Raw genomic sequence first — 19508 nt, 5'->3', positions numbered from 1 at the left:
CGGTGGTGGGTCCGGGTCCGCGCGGCGCGGCCCACCGGACGTGAGACGATCGGGACGTGACGGCGAAGGTACTGGACGGCAAGGCCACAGCGGCGACGATCAAGGACGAGCTGCGGACGCGGGTGAAGGCGCTCGCCGAACGCGGCATCACCCCCGGACTGGGTACGGTCCTGGTCGGCGCGGATCCGGGCTCCCAGGCGTACGTCGACGGCAAGCACCGGGACTGCGCCGAGGTGGGCATCGCCTCGATCCGCCGGGAGTTGCCCGCCGACGCCACCCAGGAGCAGGTCGACGCGGTGGTGGCCGAGCTGAACGCCGACCCGGCCTGCCACGGCTACATCGTCCAGCTTCCGCTCCCGGCTCACCTGGACACCCAGCGGGTGCTGGAGTCGATCGACCCGGACAAGGACGCCGACGGGCTGCACCCGGTCAACCTGGGGCGGCTGGTGCTCGGGTACGACGGCCCGCTGCCCTGCACCCCACGCGGCGTCGTCGAGCTGCTGCGCCGGTACGACGTACCGCTGCGGGGTGCGAACGTGGCGGTGGTCGGCCGGGGCAACACCGTCGGCCGGCCGCTCGGGCTGCTGCTCACCCGGCGCAGCGAGAACGCCACGGTGACCCTCTGCCACACCGGCACCCTGGACCTCGCCGCGCACACCCGGGCGGCGGACGTGGTCGTCGTGGCGGCCGGTGTGCCCGGCCTGCTCACCTCGGACATGATCAACCCGGACGCGGTGGTGGTCGACGTCGGCATCACCCGGGTGATCGGCTCGGACGGCAAGGGCCGCTACACCGGCGACGTGGACCCGGAGGTGGCCCAGACCGCCGCCGCGGTGGTGCCGATGCCCGGCGGCGTCGGCCCGATGACCCGCGCCATGCTCCTCACCAACGTCGTAGAACGCGCCGAGCGGTAAGGAAGGGCCCCTTCTTAACGCTTTTGGTATAGGAAGGGCCCCTTGTTAACCCACGCTGGCCGGTGCCGACGATCTCGTTTGCGTCCGCCCCGGCCTGCTGGGTGCCACGATGACTGATACGGTCCGGAAAACCGACTGGTAACAGGGAGTGGGACGACCCATGGGTAAGAAGGTCACTGTCGTCGGGGCAGGATTCTACGGCTCCACCACCGCACAGCGCCTGGCCGAGTACGACGTCTTCGACACCGTCGTGATCACCGACATCGTGGAGGGCAAGCCCGCCGGTCTCGCACTGGACCTCAACCAGTCGCGGGCGATCGAGGGTTTCGAGACCAAGCTGGTCGGCGCCACCACCGGCCCCAACGGCGAGGGGTACGAGGCCATCGAGGGCTCGGACGTGGTGGTGATCACCGCCGGCCTGCCGCGTAAGCCGGGCATGAGCCGGATGGACCTGCTGGAGACCAACGCCAAGATTGTGCGGCAGGTCTCCGAGAACGTCGCCAAGTACGCACCGAACGCCGTCGTCATCGTGGTGTCGAACCCGCTCGACGAGATGACCGCGCTGGCCCAGCTGGCCACCCAGTTCCCGCGCAACCGGGTGCTCGGGCAGGCCGGCATGCTGGACACCGCCCGGTTCAGCAACTTCGTCGCCGAGGCGCTGGACGTACCGGTGAAGTCGGTGAAGACGCTGACCCTCGGTTCGCACGGCGACACCATGGTGCCGGTGCCGTCGAAGAGCACCGTGAACGGCAGGCCGCTGCGTGAGGCGATGCCGGCCGAGCAGATCGAGGAGCTGGTCGTCAAGACCCGCAACGGCGGCGCCGAGGTGGTGGCGCTGCTCAAGACCGGCTCGGCGTACTACGCCCCGTCGGCCGCCGCCGCCCGGATGGCCAAGGCGGTCGCGGAGGACTCCGGCGAGGTCATGCCGGTCTGCGCCTGGGTCGACGGCGAGTACGGCATCTCCGGCGTCTACCTGGGCGTCGAGGCGGCGATCGGGGCCGAGGGCGTCAAGCGGGTCGTCGAGACCGACCTGGACGCCGACGAGCTGGCCAGCCTGAAGGAGGCCGCCGAGGCGGTCCGTGCCAAGCAGGGTGACGTCGCCAACATGTGACCTGGGCACCAGTTGCGAAAGGGGCGATCGGCGATGCCGGTCGCCCCTCTTCTCCTCCGGGGCGAGGCCCGCTCGGTGGTCCCGGACAACTTCCAGTACGCTCGTACTGCTAGAGCACGTGACCCCCGAGAGGAGCGCCGGTCGATGGCGAAGATCAAGGTAAACAACCCGGTCGTGGAGCTCGACGGCGACGAGATGACCCGGATCATCTGGAAGCAGATCCGGGAGCAGCTGATCCTGCCCTACCTCGACGTCGACCTGCACTACTACGACCTCTCGATCCAGCACCGCGACGCCACCGACGACCAGGTCACCGTCGACGCCGCCAACGCCATCAAGGAGCACGGCGTCGGCGTCAAGTGCGCCACCATCACCCCGGACGAGGCCCGGGTGGAGGAGTTCGGCCTGAAGAAGATGTGGCGGTCGCCGAACGGCACCATCCGTAACATCCTCGGCGGCGTCGTCTTCCGCGAGCCGATCATCATGTCCAACGTACCGAGGCTCGTCCCGGGCTGGACCAAGCCGATCATTATCGGCCGGCACGCCCACGGTGACCAGTACAAGGCCAGCGACTTCGTCGTTCCCGGCCCGGGCACGGTGACCATCACCTACACCCCGGCCGACGGTTCCGCGCCGGTCGAGATGGAGGTCGCCAACTTCCCCGGTGGCGGCATCGCGATGGGCATGTACAACTACGACGAGTCGATCCGGGACTTCGCCCGTGCCTCGTTCCGGTACGGCCTCGACCGGGGCTACCCGGTCTACCTGTCGACCAAGAACACCATCCTCAAGGCGTACGACGGTCGGTTCAAGGATCTCTTCGCCGAGGTGTTCGAGAGCGAGTTCAAGAGCGAGTTCGACGCCGCCGGCATCACCTACGAGCACCGGCTGATCGACGACATGGTCGCCGCCGCGCTCAAGTGGGAGGGCGGGTACGTCTGGGCCTGCAAGAACTACGACGGTGACGTGCAGTCCGACACGGTCGCCCAGGGCTTCGGCTCGCTCGGCCTGATGACCTCGGTCCTGCTCTCCCCGGACGGCCGTACCGTCGAGGCCGAGGCCGCCCACGGCACCGTCACCCGGCACTACCGGCAGTACCAGAAGGGCGAGAAGACCTCGACCAACCCGATCGCCTCGATCTACGCCTGGACCCGGGGCCTGGCCCACCGGGGCAAGCTGGACGGCACCCCGGCGGTCACCGAGTTCGCCGACACCCTGGAGCAGGTGATCGTCGACACCGTCGAGGGCGGCCAGATGACCAAGGACCTGGCGCTGCTCATCTCCCGGGACGCCCCGTGGCTGACCACCGACGAGTTCATGAACGCGCTCGACGAGAACCTGGCCCGTCGGCTCGCCTGATCTCCCGTACCGCTCGTTCCCGGAGCCCGTCGGCACGCTGCCGGCGGGCTCCTGTTCGTCGCGGGGTCCGATGGTGACGGCGCGCGGGGCGGGGGCGTCGTGCCGATGGCCGGCTCCGGCAACCTCAGCCGGCCCCCGGACGTGACGGTCAGCCGGCCTCTGGGTGTGACGGTCGGCCGGCCTCTGGGTGTGACGGTCGGCCGGCCCCCGGACGTGACGGTCAGCCGGCCTCTGGGCGTGACGGTCGGCCGGCCTCTGGGTGTGACGGTCGGCCGGCCTCTGGGTGTGACGGTCGGCCGGCCTCCGGCAGGCTGGTCGCCGTTCCGGCGGACGCGGTCGACGCTTCTGCGGGTCGGGCCGATCCGCTGGCGGACGATGTCGGCGCTGCCGGCGGGATGCCGCCGGCGTCACCGTGCTGGCGGTAGGTCGTTGAGCGGGATGGACGTGATGCCAGTCGCGTCCAGGAAGGTTACCGCGGTCGCCGCACGGCGTGCGTGCCGAACAGCCAGCCTTCCCGGCTGTCGAGTACAGCCAGCCGTCCCTTCCCTGCGGGGGGCCCTGTCCCGGGCCCCCCGCGCCCTGTTCCCGGCCTGCCCCCCGCCCGTGCGGCCCCTGTCCGCCCGTGTCCGCCCGTGCGCCCCTGCCCGCCCGTGACGCTGGCCGCGGTGGCCGCTGGCGGTGGCCGCTGGCGGTGGCCGCTGCGGTGAGAAGGGGACCCTTCTCGACCGTATGCGTTAACAGGGGGCCCTTCCTTACCCGCGGAGGAGGGTGGCGGCTTGTTCGGGGGTGATGTCGTTGAGGAAGACGCCCATCGCCGACTCGGAGCCGGCCAGGTACTTGAGTTTGTCCGCCGCCCGCCGGTTGCTGAACAGCTGCAGGTGCAGGTGCGCCAGCTCCCGCCCCTCGTGTACGGGAGCCTGGTGCCAGGCCGAGATGTACGGCATGGGCCGGTCGAAGAGCCGGTCGAGGCGGCCCAGCAGCTCCAGGTAGAGCGGCCCGAAGGCGTCCCGCTCGGCGTCGCTCAGCGCCGGTAGGTCCGGTACCGCCCGGTGCGGCGCGACGTGCACCTCGAACGGCCACCGGGCCGCCGCCGGGACGTACGCGGTCCAGTGGTCGTTGGCGGCGACCACCCGGTCGCCGGCGGCGCGTTCCGCGGCGAGCACGTCGGCGTAGAGGTTGCCGCCACCGGTGCGCTCGGCGTGCCGACGCGCGGCGGCCAGCAGGGACCGGGTACGCGGCGGCAGGAACGGGTAGCCGTAGATCTGCCCGTGCGGGTGGTGCAGGGTGACGCCGATCTCCACCCCCCGGTTCTCGAAGCAGAACACCTGCTCCACCCCGGGCAGCGCACCCAGGACGGTGGTCCGGTCGGCGAGGGCGTCCAGGACGGTCCGGACCCGTCCCGGTGACAACTCGGCGAAGGACATCTGGTGGTCGTCGGTGAAGCAGACCACCTCGCACCGCCCCCGACCCGGCCGGACCGGGGTGAACGCGGTGATCTCGGCGGGCTCGTCGGCCACCCGCTGACCGAAGGCCGGGAAGCGGTTCTCGAAGACCGCCACGTCGTACGCCGGTGCCGGGATCTCGCTGAGCCGCTCGGGCGTGGAGGGGCAGAGCGGACACTGGTCGGCCGGGGGTAGGAAGGTGCGGCTCTGTCGGTGTGCGGCGATGGCCACCCACTCGTCGGTCAGCGGGTCGTGGCGGAGTTGGGCGGCGGGCGGGACAGCGGGCAGCTCCCGCCGGTCCGGCTGGTCCCGGACCGCGTCGTCCCGCTCGTCGAAGTAGATCAGCTCCCGGCCATCGGCCAGTTCGATGCTCGTACGCCTCACTCAGTTGTCCCTTGCGTCGTGGTCGGGGATCAGGCCGGTTGCAGGCGGGGCTCCACCCAACCGGTCTCGGTCAGCAGGTGCATGACCGCCTGCACCGCGTCCTCCACCGTCCCGTTGGAGGTGTCGAGGACCAGTTCGGCGTCGGTCGGCGGCTCGTACGGGTCGTCGATGCCGGTCATCCCGGTGAGCAAACCGGCCCGGGCCCGGGCGTACAGACCCTTGCGGTCGCGTTGCTCGCAGACCTCCAGCGGGGTGGCGACGTGGATCAACAGGAAACCCGCGCCGGCGGTCAGGGCCATCTCCCGGGCGGTGGCGCGAGCCTGCTCGTACGGGGCGATCGGGCAGCAGATCGCCACCCCCCGGTGCCGGGCGATCTCCGCGGCCACCCAGCCGATCCGGCGTACGTTGAGATCCCGGTCGGCCTTGCTGAAGGTCAGCCCGGCGGACAGTTCCCGGCGCACCACGTCCCCGTCCAGCAGGGTCACCGTCCGGTCGCCCTGCTCGCGCAGCGCATCGGCCAGGCCCCGGGCGATCGTGGACTTGCCGGAGCCGGAGAAGCCGGTGAAGAAGACCACCAGCCCCCGGTGCCGGCGCGGCGGGCGGGCCCGGACCAGCTCCTTGGCCACCGCCGGCGGGGTGTGCCATTCCGGTAGCGGGAAACCCCGGTCCAGCAGGTCGTCGATCTCCTGCTGGCTCAACGCCAGTCGACGGTTGCGGGGCGGGATGTCGTCGCGCCACCGCCACTGTCCGTCCCGGTTGTCGTAGGCCAGCTCCCGGGGCACCAGCACCCGCAGCCCGGCGCCGGAGAGCGACTCGCCGGTGGAGAGCAGGTGGGTGACGCCGTACGCGGCGGCCACCCGGGCCCGCAGCAGGGCGTCGCTGATCTCGTCGCGGCGGCGGGCCAGCGGCACCGCGATCAGCGTCGCCGGTGGCATCCGGTCCCGGGCGGCGAAGATGCTGCGCACCAGCGCCTCCGGGGGCAGACCGCCGGTGAGCTGCTCGTTGACCGGGATCAGCACCAGCAGGTGCGCGCCGAGGGTCCGCGCGGCGTGGGCGATCTGGGCCAACTGGGGCCGGTGCAGCGGCCGGTCGGCGACCACCCCCAGCACCCGGCCCGGGGGCAGCAGTCCGCGTACCTCCTCGGGGTTGCGGCGCAGCCGCTGGAACGGGCCGCTGCCGCCGTCGCCGAGCCGACGCACGGTGCCGCCGACGCCGGCCACCTGGTCGCGTACCGTCCAGACGTCGGTGACGTCCAGCGCCGCGACCGGCGCGCCCTCGGCGTCGGTGAGCACCAGTGCGCGGTGCGCCGGGTCGACGCCGTCCAGCCCCGCGGCGAGCGCCGCCGGGATCTGCAACGTCACCGGCACCGGCCACGACGTGCCGTCGGCGAGCCGGCCCCGGCGGCTCAACGAGACCAGGTCGGCCCGGGTCATGAAGCCGGTCAGCGGTGCGTAGGCCCCGGTGAGCAACAACTCCAGGTCCGCCAGCTCCCCCGGACGCGGCGTGTACGCCGGCGCGTCCCGAAGCACCTCGTCGGGCAGCACCCACCCGTTGCTCATCCGCACCCCTCACTCCCTGACCGGCACACAGTTTCTCAGCCGACCGGCGATCGGTCGAGAGCAGCATCGCCCGGCCGACCCGTGCGTGGCCGACCTGGGTGATCCTGGCAGGTCACCGGCACCGCCCGACGTGCGGCCGGGCGGAATCGTCCCCCGGGGCCGGTACCCCTGGAAGAATCAGGGGCATCCCCGATCGTGTTCCCGATACCGACCAAGGCATCGACTTCCTAGGCTGAGCGGCGTGACACTGATCGCGACCGAGTCGCTGACCAAGACGTACGGGGGCCGGGTCACCGCGTTGGCCGACCTGACCGTCGCGGTCGAGCCGGGGATCATCGGCCTGGTCGGCGCCAACGGCGCCGGCAAGTCCACCCTGATCAAGATCCTGCTCGGCCTGCTCGAACCCACCAGCGGGCAGGTCCGGGTGCTGGGCCGCGACCCGACCACCGACCCGGCCGCGGTACGGGCCCGGGTCGGCTACATGCCCGAACACGACGCCCTGCCGCCGGACCTCACCGCCGCCGAGCTGGTCACCCACCTCGGCCGGATCAGCGGCCTGCCGCGCACGGTCGCCCGGGAACGGGCCTCCGAGGCGCTGCGCCACGTCGGCCTCTACGAGGAGCGGTACCGCCCGGTCGGCGGCTACTCCACCGGCATGAAACAGCGGGTCAAGCTCGCCCAGGCCCTGGTGCACGACCCGGACCTGCTGCTGCTCGACGAGCCGACCAACGGCCTCGACCCGGCCGGCCGGGACGCCATGCTCGCCCTGATCCACCGGATCGGCACCGAGTTCGGCATCTCGGTGCTGGTCTGCTCGCACCTGCTGGGTGAGGTGGAACGGATCTGCGACACGCTGATCGCCATCGACGGCGGTCGGCTGCTGCGCGCCGATCACATCACCGCGATGACCTCGGCCACCGACGTGCTCGCGGTCGAGGTCAGCGAGGGCACCGAGAACCTGGCCGCCCGCCTGGCCGAACTCGACCTGACGGTGACCCGGGACGGCCGGATGCTGCTGGTCCCGCTCACCGACGAGCGCACCTACGACCTCATCCTCGGCACGGTCGCCGAGCTGGACCTGCCACTGCACCGGCTGGACCAGCGCCGGCACCGGGTGGCCGAGCTGTTCGCCCCGAGGGAGCCCAGCCATGTCTGAGCCGACCGGCGTCATCCACGACATCGGCTACCAGCGGTACACCGGCCCCCGACTGGGTCGCCGGCACGTCTTCGGCGCGCTCTACCTGCACGGCCTGCGTACGGCGTTCGGGCTGGGCCGCAGCGCCAAGGCCAAGATCTTCCCCTGGCTGGTGGTCGGGGCGGTGACGGTCGTCGCCGCCGGGCTCACCGCGATCCGGTCCCAGCTCGGCGAGGTGGTGATGACCTACGCGCAGTTCGCCGACTCGATGAGCTGGCTGGTCATCTTCTTCGTGGCGGTGGTCGCCCCCGAGCTGGTCTCCCGCGACCTGGGCAGCGGCGTGCTGCCGCTGTACTTCTCCCGCCCACTGCCCCGCTCGGACTACGCGCTGGCGAAGCTGCTGGCCCTGGCCACCGCGCTCTGGCTGTTGCTCGGCGGGCCGCAGCTGCTGATGTTCCTCGGCGCGGCCTTCACCACCGGCGAGGGGATGCGCGGGGTCTGGAACGAGCTGCTCGACCTGCTGCCCGGCCTGCTCTACGCCGGGCTCTGGGCGGCGGTGTTCGCCTCGATCGGGCTGCTGGTGGCCTCGCTGACCAGCAAGCGGGCCTTCGCCGCCGGTGGGATCGTGGCGGTCTTCCTGATGACCACCCCGGTCGTCGGCATCCTGTCGATCATGCCGTCGCAGACGGTGAACGAGTTGGCCCTGCTCGCCTCGCCGTCGACCCTGGTCTCCGGAACCGGTGCCTGGGCCCTGGGCGACCTGCTCTTCCCGCCGGGGCAGGGCGGCCCGCCGATCGGCGACTTCGGCCCGGTCTACGCCGTCGCCGCGGTCGCGCTGGTGGCCGCCGCCGTCGCCCTGCTCCTGACGCGATACCGGAAGGTGGCCAGCCGATGAGCACGACCAGCGCGGTCGGGACGACCAGCGCCGAGACCCCACCGGCGACCAGGGTGAGCACCCTGGACCTCGCCGGGGTCTCCCGCTGGTACGGCAACGTGGTCGCCGTCAACGACGTCACGATGAGCCTCGGGCCGGGGGTGACCGGACTGCTCGGCCCCAACGGGGCGGGCAAGACCACCCTGCTGCACATGATGGCCGGCTTCCTCGCCCCGTCGCGCGGCACGTTGACCCTCGACGGGGCGCCTACCTGGCGCAACCCGGAGGTCTACCGGCGGCTCGGGCTGGTCAGCGAACGGGAGGCGGTGCACACCTTCCTCACCGCGTCCGAGTTCGTGCTGGCCAGCGCCAAGCTGCACGGGCTGCCCGATCCGGCCGCCGCCGCCCGACGGGCGATCGACCTGGTCGAGCTGGCCGGCGCGCAGGACCGGCGGATCGGCACGTACTCCAAGGGCATGCGGCAACGGGCCCGGGTCGCCGCCGCGTTGGTGCACGACCCGCAGGTGCTGCTGCTGGACGAGCCGTTCAACGGGATGGACCCCCGGCAGCGCCTGCACATGATGCAGCTGCTGCACCGCCTCGGTGACGCCGGCCGGACGATCCTGTTCAGCTCGCACATCCTGGAGGAGGTCGAGCAGGTCTCCGGCACGGTGCAGGTGATGGTCGCCGGCCGGCTGGCCGCCTCCGGGGACTTCCGGACCATCCGCCGGCTGATGACCAACCGTCCGCACGTCTTCGTCATCCGCTCCACCGACGACCGGGCGCTGGCCGTGGCGTTGATGGCCGAGCCGTCGGTCACCGGCGTCGAGCTGGACCGTACCGGACTGACCGTGCGGGCCGGCGACTACGGCGCGTTCACCCGCGTACTGCCGAAGATCGCCCTGGACCGGGGGGTCCGGGTCCGGGCGTTGCTGCCCGAGGACGAGTCCCTGGAGAGCGTCTTCTCCTACCTGGTGGAGGCCTGAGAGTCGTGTCGACCGTTTCCTGGATCACCGTACGCGGGCTGTTCGGCCGGCGTCGTTTCCTGCTGCTGTTGCCCCTGCCCCTGCTGGTGGTGACGCTCGCCATCATCTCCCGGGTGCTCAAGGTGGACCCGGGCCAGTGGGGTCCGCCGGTGCTGGTCGGCCTCGGCCTGGCCGTGGTGCTGCCGGTGGTCGCCCTGATCGTCGGCACCGGCGTGCTCGGCGCCGAGATCGACGACGGCACGGTGGTGCACATCCTCACCAAGCCGCTGCCCCGCTGGCAGATCGTGCTGCCGAAGCTGGCGGTGGCCACCGGGGTCAGCGCGGCCACCGTCGCCGTGCCGCTCTACGTCGCGGGGGTGCTCGCCCACTCGGTACGCCTCGGCCTGGGGCTGGTCGCCGCGGCGGCGCTCGGCGCGCTGGCGTACTCGGCGTTGTTCCTGGCGTTGAGCCTGGTCACCCGCCGGCCGGTGCTGCTCGGCCTGGTCTACGTGCTGATCTGGGAGGGGCTGCTCGGCAACGTGGTCACCGGCACCCGGGTGCTCTCGGTGCAGCACTGGGTGATCGCCCTGGCCGACCGGCTGGCCCCCACCGAACTGCTCTCCACCACCGTCTCCGTACCGGTGGCGGCGGTGATGACCGCCCTGGTCAGCGTGGGCTTCACGGTGCTGGCGGTGGACCGGCTGCGCTCCTTCAGCGTCGCCGGCGAAACCAGCTGACCCCGCCCCCTCTGCAAGGAAGGGCCCCTTGTTAACGGGCTGCGGTGAGCGGGGTGACCCTCTCTACCGAAAGCGTTAACAAGGGGCCCTTCCTTTCACGGAGGTCAGAAGGCGCAGGCGATGACGAGTTCGTCGGTGCGGTCCGGCAGCCTGTCGAGTTTGCCGATCCGGCCGGCCGCGCGCAGGTCGTCGGCGACCAGGGTGAGCTGGTCGAGCAGGGCGGCCGGCCCGAGCGCCTCGGCCAGCGGGACCTCCGCCTTCATCGACAGCTTCCGTTCCGACTTGGCCCGGCGGACCTGGCTCAGCGCGTCGGCGGCCAGCCGCAGCAGGGCCGGGTCACCGGTGCCGGTGATCGCCTGGTCCACCTCGTAGCTGGTCGGCCAGGTGGCCCGGTGCACCGAGCCGTACCGCCACCAGGACCAGACCTCCTCGGTCACGTACGGCAGCACCGGGGCGAAGAGCCGCAGCTGCACCGAGAGGGCGGTGGCCAGCGCGGCCCGCGCCGAGTCGGCCCCCGGCCCGGTGCCGTAGGCGCGTTCCTTGACCAACTCGATGTAGTCGTCGCAGAACCGCCAGAAGAACGCCTCGGTGACCTGCAACGCGGCGGTGTGGTCGTACCGGTCGAGGGCGGCGGTCGCCTCGCCGACCACGCTCCGCAGCTCGGCGAGCATCGCGGTGTCCAGTGGCTCGGTCACCGGGGCGCGCAGCGCGTCGGCCGCGCCCAGCCCGAGCGCGAACTTCGAGGCGTTGAGCAGCTTGGTGGCCAGCCGCCGGCCGACCTTGATCTGCGCGGGGTCGAAGGCCAGGTCCATGCCGGGCCGCCCGTTGGCCGCCCAGTACCGCACCGCGTCGGAGCCGTGCTGTTCCAGCAGCGCCATCGGGGTGACCACGTTCCCCTTGGACTTGGACATCTTCTTGCGGTCCGGGTCGAGGATCCAGCCGGAGAGCACGGTGTCCCGCCAGGGCAGCAACCCGTGCTCCAGGTGGGCGCGGACCACGCTGGAGAAGAGCCAGGTCCGGATGATCTCCTGCCCCTGCGGGCGCAGGTCCATCGGGAAGACCATGGCGAACAGCTCCGGGTCGGTCTCCCAGCCGCCGACGATCTGCGGGGTCAGCGACGAGGTGGCCCAGGTGTCCAGGACGTCCGGATCGCCCACGAATCCGCCCGGCCGGCCGCGCTGTGACTCGTCGTACCCGGGCGGGGGTTCGCTGGACGGGTCAACCGGCAACATCACCTCCGGAGGCGTGAGAGGCTGGGAGTGGTCCGGCTCGCCAGCGTCGTCGAGCCGGTACCACACCGGCACCGGCACGCCGAAGAACCGCTGCCGGCTGACCAGCCAGTCACCGGTGAGGCCGCCCACCCAGTGCTCGTAGCGGTGCCGCATGTGCGCCGGCACCCAGGTCAGCTCCGTACCCCGGGCCAGCAGCTCCGCCCGCAGCTGCGGGTCGCGGCCACCGTTGCGCAGGTACCACTGCCGGGTCGAGACGATCTCCAGCGGCCGGTCGCCGCGCTCGTAGAACTTCACCGGGTGGGTGATCGGACGCACCTCGCCGACCAGGTCACCCGCCGTGGTCAGCAGCTCCACCACGGCCCGCCGGGCGGCGTTGACGCTCTGCCCGGCCAGCGCCGCGTACGGCCCCGCCGGCACGCCGGCCGGCGGCTCGGCCAGCAGCCGGCCGTCCCGGCCGATCACCACCCGGGTCTCCAGCGCCAGCTCCCGCCACCAGGTCACGTCGGTCAGGTCACCGAAGGTGCAGACCATCGCGATGCCGGTGCCCTTGGCCGGGTCCGCCAGCGGGTGCGCGCGCACCGGCACCTCGACCCCGAACACCGGGGTACGCACCGAGGAGCCGACCAGATCGGCGTACCGCTCGTCGTCCGGGTGGCAGACCAGCGCGACGCAGGCCGGCAGCAGCTCCGGCCGGGTGGTGTCGATCAGCACCTCCCGCCCGTCGGCCCCGGTGAACCGAAGCCGGTGGTACGCCCCGGGGCGCTCCCGGTCCTCCAGCTCGGCCTGGGCGACGGCGGTGGCGTAGCCCACGTCCCACAACGTCGGCGCCTCCGCCTGGTACGCCTCGTTTCGGGCCAGGTTGCGCAGGAACGCCCGCTGCGAGGTGGCCCGGGCGGCGGCACCGATCGTGGTGTACGTCAGCGACCAGTCCACCGACAACCCGAGCCGCCGCCACAGCGCCTCGAAGACCTGCTCGTCGGCGGCGGTCAGGGTCTGGCACAGCTCGACGAAGTTGCGCCGCGAGATCGGCGTCGGGTCCTTGCGGGCCGCCTCGGTGACCGGTGCCTGCGGCGGGGTCCACTCCGGGTCGTACGGCAGCGACGGGTCGCAGCGCACCCCGTAGACGTTCTGCACCCGGCGCTCGGTGGGCAGGCCGTTGTCGTCCCAGCCCATCGGGTAGAACACGGCCTTGCCGCGCATCCGCTGGAACCGGGCCACGATGTCGGTGTGGGTGTACGAGAAGACGTGCCCCATGTGCAGCTCACCGGAGACCGTCGGCGGCGGCGTGTCGATGGCGTACACGTCGTCCCGGGCACTGCGGCCGCTGCCCGGAGCGGCGCCACGGCCGCCACCCGGGGTGACGTTGCGGCCGGCCGCGCCTTGGTCGGCTGTCGTCCCCGGGCCCGTTGCCTCGGCGCGACCGGCTACCGCTGCCTTGGCGCGGCCGGCCACCGCCGACCGGTCGAAGGCGTAGGTGTCGTCGTCCTGCCAGCGTTGGGCCCAGCGCTGCTCGATGCCGTCCAGGGTGGGACGCTCGGGCACGCCACCGCGGGCCGCCCTTGCCGAATCGGTCATCGCCCGATCGTAGAGCCGCCACGTCGGGCCCCGCACAGGCCTTCCCGACCACCCGGCCCGGCACCGCCGGGGACCTGACCCCGGCGGTCTGCAAGTCCGACCGGAAAACCGAACCATCGGTCCCCTCGCGGCGTATCGCGGGCACCCGTTCGCCAGGTAGATCTTGGACACTTACCGTCCAAATAGAACGGTAAGTGTCCAAGATTCACTTCCCGCGACGCCCGCGACGCCCGCGACGCCCGCGACGTCGGTCACTGGGTTAGTTCGGCGACCTCTTCGGCGGTCAGCCGCAGCGCGGCCGGTGCGGCGGCGCGGGCCGTCGCCGGGGGAGCCGGTGCCGGGTCCGGCGGGCGACGCCAGTGCCAGTCGGTGACCGCCTGGTACGCGGCCACGACCGACAGCAGCCGGTCCTCGCCGTACGGCAGGCCACCGAGGATGGTGCCGATCGGCACCCCGGCGGCGTCGAAGCCGATCGGGAAGGCGATCTCCGGCAGGCCGAGGATGTCGAAGGGCACCGGGCCGGTCTGCACCACCACGTCGCAGGAGGCGAAGAGTTCGTCCAGCACCCGCTCCATCAGCAGCAGTTTGGCGCGCTGGCCGGTGATGAACTCGGTGCCGCCCAGCAGCGTGCCCTGCAACCAGCTGGTCACCGAGACCCCGAAGCCCTTGAGGTCCTTGCGCAGGTACGGCAGGAACGGCTCGCTGCGCTCGGGCAGCCGGACGTTGTTGAAGGGGGTGCCGGTGAGCAGGTCCCACTCCGCCGGCAGCGGCACCTGCACCACGGTGGCGTCCGGGATGCTGGCGAGTTTGTCCAGGTAGGCCTGCCGGGCCAGGGCGGTGGCCGAGGTGCCGGCGGTGAAGCCGGGCAGCACCCCGATCCGGGTCTTCCAGCGCATCACCACGGTGTTGCCGGTGCGCTTCGGGGTGGCCGCGTTGATCAGGTTGGGCAGCGGCGGCAGGCCCTGGCTGCGCGGGTCGGCGGCGTCCTCGCCGGCCATCGCGGTCAGCATGATCGCCGCGTCCTTGGCGTCCCGGGCCAGCGGGCCGGGGTGGTCCCGGGTGTAGCTGAGCGGGATGATCCCGGCCAGCGAGACCCGGCCCATGGTCGGCTTGAGGCCGGTCAGGTTCTGCGCGTTGGACGGGCCGGTGATCGACCCGCCGGTCTGGGTGCCGGTGCTGCTGGTGGCGAGCCGGCCGGCGACGGCGGTGGCGCTGCCGGTGGAGGAGCCGCCCGGGTTGACCGAGATGTCGTTCGGGGTCCAGGCGTTGACCGTGGTGACCACCCCGTCGGGGGTGGTGGCCCGGGAGGTGGCCAGCGGACCCATCTGCGTCTTGCCCAGCACGATCGCCCCGTTGACGGTCAGCTTCGCCACCGAGGTGGCGTCGTAGGGCGGTACGAAGTCGGCGAAGAGGAAGGAGCTGGCGGTGGTGCGTACCCCGGCGGTCCAGTAGTTGTCCTTGACGGCCAGCGGGATACCGTGCAGCGCGCCCCGGTTGGGTCGGTTGGCCGCCTGGCGGGCGGCCTTCACCGCCGCCTCGGCGACCACCAGGTTGAACGCCTTGTAGGTGCCCTCGTAGCGCTCGATCCGGGCCAGGTACGCCTCGACGAGCTGCTGCGGGGTGAGCTTGCCGTTGCGGATCAGCCAGGCGGCCTCGGCGATGGTCAGCTCGGTGGGGTCGGCGACCGCCTCGGGCCGGGGCTTGACGAAGGCGTTCGGCACGTCCAGCGCCGGGTTCCACTTGACCTTCGTGTTCGGCGGGGGCACCGGCGCGGCCTGGGCGATGCCGGGCAGGGTCATCGTGGCGCCGACCGCCGAGGCGGCGGCGACGGCGGCGGTACGGGCCAGGAAGGCGCGCCGGTCGATGGTCCGGTCGATCGGTTCGGCGCTCATCAGGCCCGCCATTCTGTGCTGATCGAGGGGTAGAGCATCGGTGCGGGCTGCTGGGAGAGCGCCATCGCCAGCGTCGGGTCGGTGCCGGCCGGTGCCGGCAGCTGGTACGCGGCCAGCGCGGTGACCGTCGAGCGGACGAAGGAACGCAGCGAGGCCAGGACGGAGTCCCGGCCGGGGGAGCCGGTGACCGGGTCGGCGACGCTGCCGGCGGGGAGTTGGTCGAGGTCGATGCCGAGGGATGCGAGCCGGGCGCGGATGAAGGTGTCGAGTTCCGCGTCGGTCGGCGGTACAGGTGCCATCGTTCTCCTCTGAGCTGCGAAAACGTGGCCCCACTGTCAGCTTCGGTGATGTCCTGGCGATGACCTTGGCGTCACCAGGCTGTGAACCGGCACCGGTCGGCGGGCCCTCAGACCAGGGAGTTCCGCCATTGTCGGTGCAGGGTCGCGTACCGGCCACCGGCGGTGACCAGTTGCCCGGGTGGACCGTCCTCGACGATCCGGCCGCCGTCGAGGACCAGCACCCGGTCGGCGGTCTCCACGGTGGACAGCCGGTGCGCGATGACCAGGGCGGTACGCTCGGCGAGCACGGTGGCCAGGGCGTGCTGCACCAGCCGCTCGGTCGGCACGTCCAGCGACGAGGTGGCCTCGTCCAGGATCAGCACCGCCGGGTCGGCCAGGAAGGCCCGCGCGAACGCCACGAGTTGCCGCTGACCGGCCGACAGCCGGCCGCCGCGCCGGTGCACCTGGGTGTCGTACCCCTCAGGTAGTGCGGTGATGAAGTCGTGCCCGCCGATCGCGCGGGCGGCGGCCCGGACCGCGGCGTCGTCGGCGTCCGGGCGGCCGTACCGGATGTTCTCCGCGACCGTGCCGGTGACCAGGTGGTTCTCCTGGGTGACCAGGACCACCGCGGCGCGCAGCTCGGCGTCGGCCACCTCGCGCAGGTCGACGCCGTCCAGACGGACCTCGCCGGTGACCGGGTCGTGGAAGCGGGCCAGCAGCTTCGCCAGCGTCGACTTGCCCGCCCCGGTCGCACCTACCAGGGCGACGGTCTGCCCGGCCGGCACCGACAGGGTCAGCCCGGTGAGGATCGGCGACTGTGGCCGGTACCCGAAGGTGACCGACCGGAAGTCCACCGCGCCCCGGCCGGGGCCGGTCGGCAGCGGTGTCGGCCGGGCCGGCTCGGGCACCGACGGCCGTTCGTCGAGCACCCCGGCGAGCTTCTCCAGGGCCGCCGTCGCCGACTGCAACGAGTTGTAGAACTGGCTCAGCTCCTGCATCGGCTCGAAGAAACGCCGCAGGTAGAGCAGGAAGGCGGCGAGCACCCCCACCCCGGTCGCCCCGTCCAGCACCCGCAGGCCCCCGTAGCAGAGCACCACCGCCACGGTGACGTTGCCGATCACCCGGATGCCCGGCGAGTAGACGGCGATCAGCCGGAACGCGTCCCGGCTGGCCACCCGGTACTCGTCGTTGACGTCGGCGAAGATCTCCTCGTTGCGGCGCTCCCGACGGAACGCCTGCACCGCGCGGATGCCCCGCAACGACTCCACGAAGTGCACGATGACCAGCGCCACCGCCTCCCGGGTCCGGCGGTACGCCACCGCCGAGGCGCGGGCGAACCAGCGGGACAGCCAGAACAACGCCGGGAAGGCGAGCAGCGTCACGGCGGCCAGCGGCAGGTCCAGCCAGAGCAGGATCCCGGCGACCGACACCACGCTGAGCCCGGCCAGGACCAGGCTGTCGATCCCGCCGTCGACCAGCTCACCTATCGAGTCCAGGTCGCTGGTGAGCCGGGCGACCATCCGGCCCGAGGTGTACCGCTCGTGGAACGCCACGGAGAGCCGCAGGAAGTGGGCGTACACGCGTTGCCGCAGGTCCAGCAGGACACCCTGGCCGATCCGGGCGGACAGGGTGAGGAAGCCGCGCCGGGCCGCGTACTCGATCCCGGCGGCGACCACGAACGCGACGGCGACGGCGGTCAGCGGCCCCGGGTCGCCGGCCCGCAGCGGCGGCACGGCCCGGTCGATGCCGAGCATCACCAGGTACGGCCCGGACATCGCGGCGGCGTTCTGGGCCAGCAGCAGGACCACCGCCACCGCGAGCCGACCCCGGTACGGGCGCAGCAGGTCACGCAGCAGCACCCGGCTACGGGCCCGGAGCCGGGCCACCGCCTCGGGACTGTCCTCCTCGGCGTGGCTGCGGTCGGCGTCGGGATCGGTGGCGATGCCCCGCCACCGCGCCGGTGCCGCCGGGCCGACCGCCCCGCTGGCCGCCCCGGCGGCGCGGTGCGCGGCGGTCACGACGACACCAACCCACGCCCGGCCGTCGGCGTCGCCCCGACCGACCGGCCGGCCGTCGGCGTCGAGGCCGGCACCGACGTCGGGGTCGGTGTCGAGGCCCGCGTCGGTGCCGGGGTCGGCGTCGGTGCCGAGGTCGGTGTCGGTGTCGGCTCGGCGGAGAGTAACGCCCGGTACGCCGGGACGGTGGCCAGCAGCTCCGAGTGGGTGCCGACGGCGGTGATCCGGCCCCGCTCCAGCAACGCCACCCGGTCGGCCAGCGCGACTGTCGAGGGCCGGTGCACCACCAGCAGCGCGGTGGTGTCGCGCAGCACCCGGCGCAACGCCCGTTCCACCAGCGCCTCGGTGTGCACGTCGAGCGCGGAGAGCGGATCGTCGAGGACCAACAGCGCCGGCCGGCCGAGCACCGCCCGGGCCAACGCCAGCCGCTGGCGCTGCCCACCGGAGAGCGAGAGCCCCTGCTCGCCGACCCGGGTGGCCAGCCCCCACGGCAGGTCGTACGCGAACTCGGCCTGGGCCAGCACCAGCGCCGCGCGGACCTCCGCCTCGTCGGCCTCCGGCCGACCCAGGGTGAGGTTCTCCCAGACCGACATCGAGAAGAGTGTCGGCTCCTCGAAAGCCACCCCCACCAGTCGCCGCAGCGTGGCCAGGCGCAGCTCCCGCAGGTCGTGCCCGTCCAGCGTGATCCGCCCGCCGGTGACCTCGTGCAGCCGGGGGACCAGCGACAACAGGGTGCTCTTGCCGCAGCCGGTCGCCCCGACCAGGGCGAGGGTCTCGCCCGGCTCGACGGTCAGCTCCACCTCGCGCAGCACCGGCGCAGCGCTCTGCGGGTACCGGAAGGAGACCCGGTCGAAGACCAGCCGGCCGCGTACCTCGGTCCGCCGGAGGCCGATCGCGCCGGGGGCGTCCACGATGGTCGGCCGGGTGTCCAGCACCTCCTGGATCCGGTCGGCGGCGGTGGCGGCCTCCTGCCCGTTGGCGATGATCCAACCCAGCGACTGGACCGGCCAGATCAGCATCAGTTGCAGGCTGACGAAGGCGACCAGCGCCCCCACGGTGAGCCGGCCGTCGGCCACCAGCACCGTCCCGGCCACCAGCACCCCGCCGAGGGTCAGGTTGGGCACCAGGTCGAACTGGGCCGAGGTGCGGGCCAACAGCCGGGCCTTGCCGATGCCGATGTCGTGCAGCGCCCGCGCGCCCGCGCCGAACCGGGCCGACAGCTGCGGTCCCCGGCCGTACGCCTTCATCGTGCGCAGGCCGAGGGCGGTCTCCTCGACCAGGGTGGCCACGTCGCCCTGCTGGTCCTGCATCCGGCGGGACGCGGCGTGGTAGTGCCGGGCGAACCGGCGGCTGATCAGGAACAGCGGCACCGCGCTCGCCGCCACCAGCAGCCCCAGCGGCCGGTGCAGCCGGACCAGCAGCACCACCACCGCGGCGTAGGTGACCAGGTTGAGCACCAGGAAGAAGAGTCCGAAGGAGAGGAACCGGCGCAGCACCGACAGGTCGCTGACGGCCCGGGAGAGCAGCTGACCCGAGTGCCAACGGTCGTGGAAGCTGGTCGGCAGCCGCAGCAGGTGGGCGTAGAGGTCGGCGCGCAGCGCCGTCTCCATGCCTACCGACGACTCCGCCTGCATCCACCGCCGTATGAAGATCAACGCCGCCTCGACCAGGCCGAGCAGCAGCACCAGCGCGCCGAGCCGGAGCAGTCCGCCCGGCTCCTGCCGGGCCACCGGGCCGTCCACCACCCGCTGCACCACCAGGGGTACGGCCAGCCCCGCGGCGGTCGCCGTCAACGCCGCGACCAGCAACCAAGCGAACTGGACGGCGTACGGGCGCAGGTAACGACGCAGCCGCCACAGGTTGGCCAGCCGTCGACCGGCGCCCGTACCCCGGGCCGGCGGAATCCGACCGGCACTCGCCCTCGGGGCCGGCTCGCGGTCGCGCTCCGCAGGCACCTCCTGACGGTATCGGCAAATGTGACAGTTGCGGCTGTCAGCTTGCCGTCAGCGAGACCGCTCCCGCCCGTGCTCCCGGGC

The 19508-nt window shown here is 72.4% G+C and carries 13 protein-coding genes and 1 pseudogene; 7 read left to right on the top strand and 7 right to left on the bottom strand.

Annotation, left to right across the window (positions count from 1 at the left end; translation table 11 throughout):
- The first annotated feature begins 56 nt into the window (after positions 1 to 56).
- The 3 genes from ACN28G_RS21570 to ACN28G_RS21560 all read left to right on the top strand — a co-directional run bounded on the left by ACN28G_RS21570 (position 57) and on the right by ACN28G_RS21560 (position 3384).
- A complete protein-coding gene (locus ACN28G_RS21570) occupies positions 57 to 914 on the top strand; it encodes a bifunctional methylenetetrahydrofolate dehydrogenase/methenyltetrahydrofolate cyclohydrolase (RefSeq protein ID WP_091443571.1) in 858 nt (285 codons plus the stop codon).
- Positions 915 to 1074: 160 nt separating this feature from the next.
- Positions 1075 to 2025, top strand: coding sequence for a malate dehydrogenase (locus tag ACN28G_RS21565; RefSeq protein ID WP_091443568.1), 951 nt, complete (start codon positions 1075 to 1077; stop codon positions 2023 to 2025).
- A gap of 144 nt (positions 2026 to 2169) precedes the next feature.
- Positions 2170 to 3384, top strand: a complete 1215-nt coding sequence (locus ACN28G_RS21560; protein ID WP_091443566.1) for an NADP-dependent isocitrate dehydrogenase — start codon at positions 2170 to 2172, stop codon at positions 3382 to 3384.
- A gap of 752 nt (positions 3385 to 4136) precedes the next feature.
- Here ACN28G_RS21560 and galT read toward each other — a convergent pair.
- A complete protein-coding gene (galT, locus tag ACN28G_RS21555; RefSeq protein ID WP_091443563.1) occupies positions 4137 to 5210 on the bottom strand; it encodes a galactose-1-phosphate uridylyltransferase in 1074 nt (357 codons plus the stop codon).
- 29 nt (positions 5211 to 5239) lie between these two features.
- Positions 5240 to 6769 carry an adenylyl-sulfate kinase gene (cysC, locus tag ACN28G_RS21550; protein WP_091443560.1) on the bottom strand — a complete coding sequence of 510 codons (1530 nt, stop codon included), beginning with the start codon at positions 6767 to 6769 and terminating at the stop codon, positions 5240 to 5242.
- Between the two features lie 241 nt (positions 6770 to 7010).
- Between cysC and ACN28G_RS21545 the strand changes: the two genes are divergently transcribed.
- From ACN28G_RS21545 to ACN28G_RS21530, 4 genes are read left to right on the top strand one after another with little or no spacing between them, the layout of a single operon-like run.
- Complete coding sequence (locus tag ACN28G_RS21545; RefSeq protein ID WP_091443557.1) at positions 7011 to 7925, top strand: ABC transporter ATP-binding protein; 915 nt, start codon at positions 7011 to 7013, stop codon at positions 7923 to 7925.
- The gene (locus tag ACN28G_RS21540) at positions 7918 to 8799 is read left to right on the top strand and encodes an ABC transporter permease subunit (RefSeq protein ID WP_091443553.1); all 882 of its coding nucleotides are present in this window, start codon (positions 7918 to 7920) and stop codon (positions 8797 to 8799) included. Before ACN28G_RS21545 ends, ACN28G_RS21540 begins: the two co-directional genes overlap by 8 nt.
- Positions 8796 to 9764: an ABC transporter ATP-binding protein gene (locus ACN28G_RS21535; protein WP_421480218.1), complete on the top strand. Its 969-nt coding sequence runs from the start codon at positions 8796 to 8798 to the stop codon at positions 9762 to 9764. Before ACN28G_RS21540 ends, ACN28G_RS21535 begins: the two co-directional genes overlap by 4 nt.
- A gap of 5 nt (positions 9765 to 9769) precedes the next feature.
- Positions 9770 to 10480 carry an ABC transporter permease gene (locus ACN28G_RS21530; RefSeq protein WP_421480217.1) on the top strand — a complete coding sequence of 237 codons (711 nt, stop codon included), beginning with the start codon at positions 9770 to 9772 and terminating at the stop codon, positions 10478 to 10480.
- Between the two features lie 104 nt (positions 10481 to 10584).
- On the opposite strand, the gene valS is transcribed toward ACN28G_RS21530, so the two are convergent.
- From valS to ACN28G_RS21505, 5 genes and pseudogenes are all read right to left on the bottom strand, one after another.
- A complete protein-coding gene (gene valS, locus ACN28G_RS21525; RefSeq protein ID WP_421480216.1) occupies positions 10585 to 13287 on the bottom strand; it encodes a valine--tRNA ligase in 2703 nt (900 codons plus the stop codon).
- A 251-nt stretch (positions 13288 to 13538) separates the two neighbouring features.
- Positions 13539 to 15179, bottom strand: coding sequence for an amidase (locus tag ACN28G_RS21520; RefSeq protein ID WP_229688557.1), 1641 nt, complete (start codon positions 15177 to 15179; stop codon positions 13539 to 13541).
- On the bottom strand, positions 15179 to 15478 hold the full coding sequence (locus ACN28G_RS21515) for a hypothetical protein (RefSeq protein WP_091443539.1): 300 nt from the start codon (positions 15476 to 15478) through the stop codon (positions 15179 to 15181). The genes ACN28G_RS21520 and ACN28G_RS21515 overlap by 1 nt, the downstream gene beginning before the upstream one ends.
- A gap of 107 nt (positions 15479 to 15585) precedes the next feature.
- Positions 15586 to 17475, bottom strand: coding sequence for an ABC transporter ATP-binding protein (locus ACN28G_RS21510; protein ID WP_421480215.1), 1890 nt, complete (start codon positions 17473 to 17475; stop codon positions 15586 to 15588).
- Between the two features lie 116 nt (positions 17476 to 17591).
- Positions 17592 to 19427: pseudogene (locus tag ACN28G_RS21505) on the bottom strand (ABC transporter ATP-binding protein); the annotation flags it as partial.
- Positions 19428 to 19508 lie beyond the last annotated feature (81 nt).

This window comes from Micromonospora sp. WMMA1923 (genome assembly GCF_049179195.1).
Classification (GTDB): Bacteria; Actinomycetota; Actinomycetes; order Mycobacteriales; family Micromonosporaceae; genus Micromonospora; species Micromonospora yangpuensis.
The sequence above is the reverse complement of the archived record's forward strand: the minus strand, read 5'-3'. Positions and strand labels throughout refer to the sequence as shown.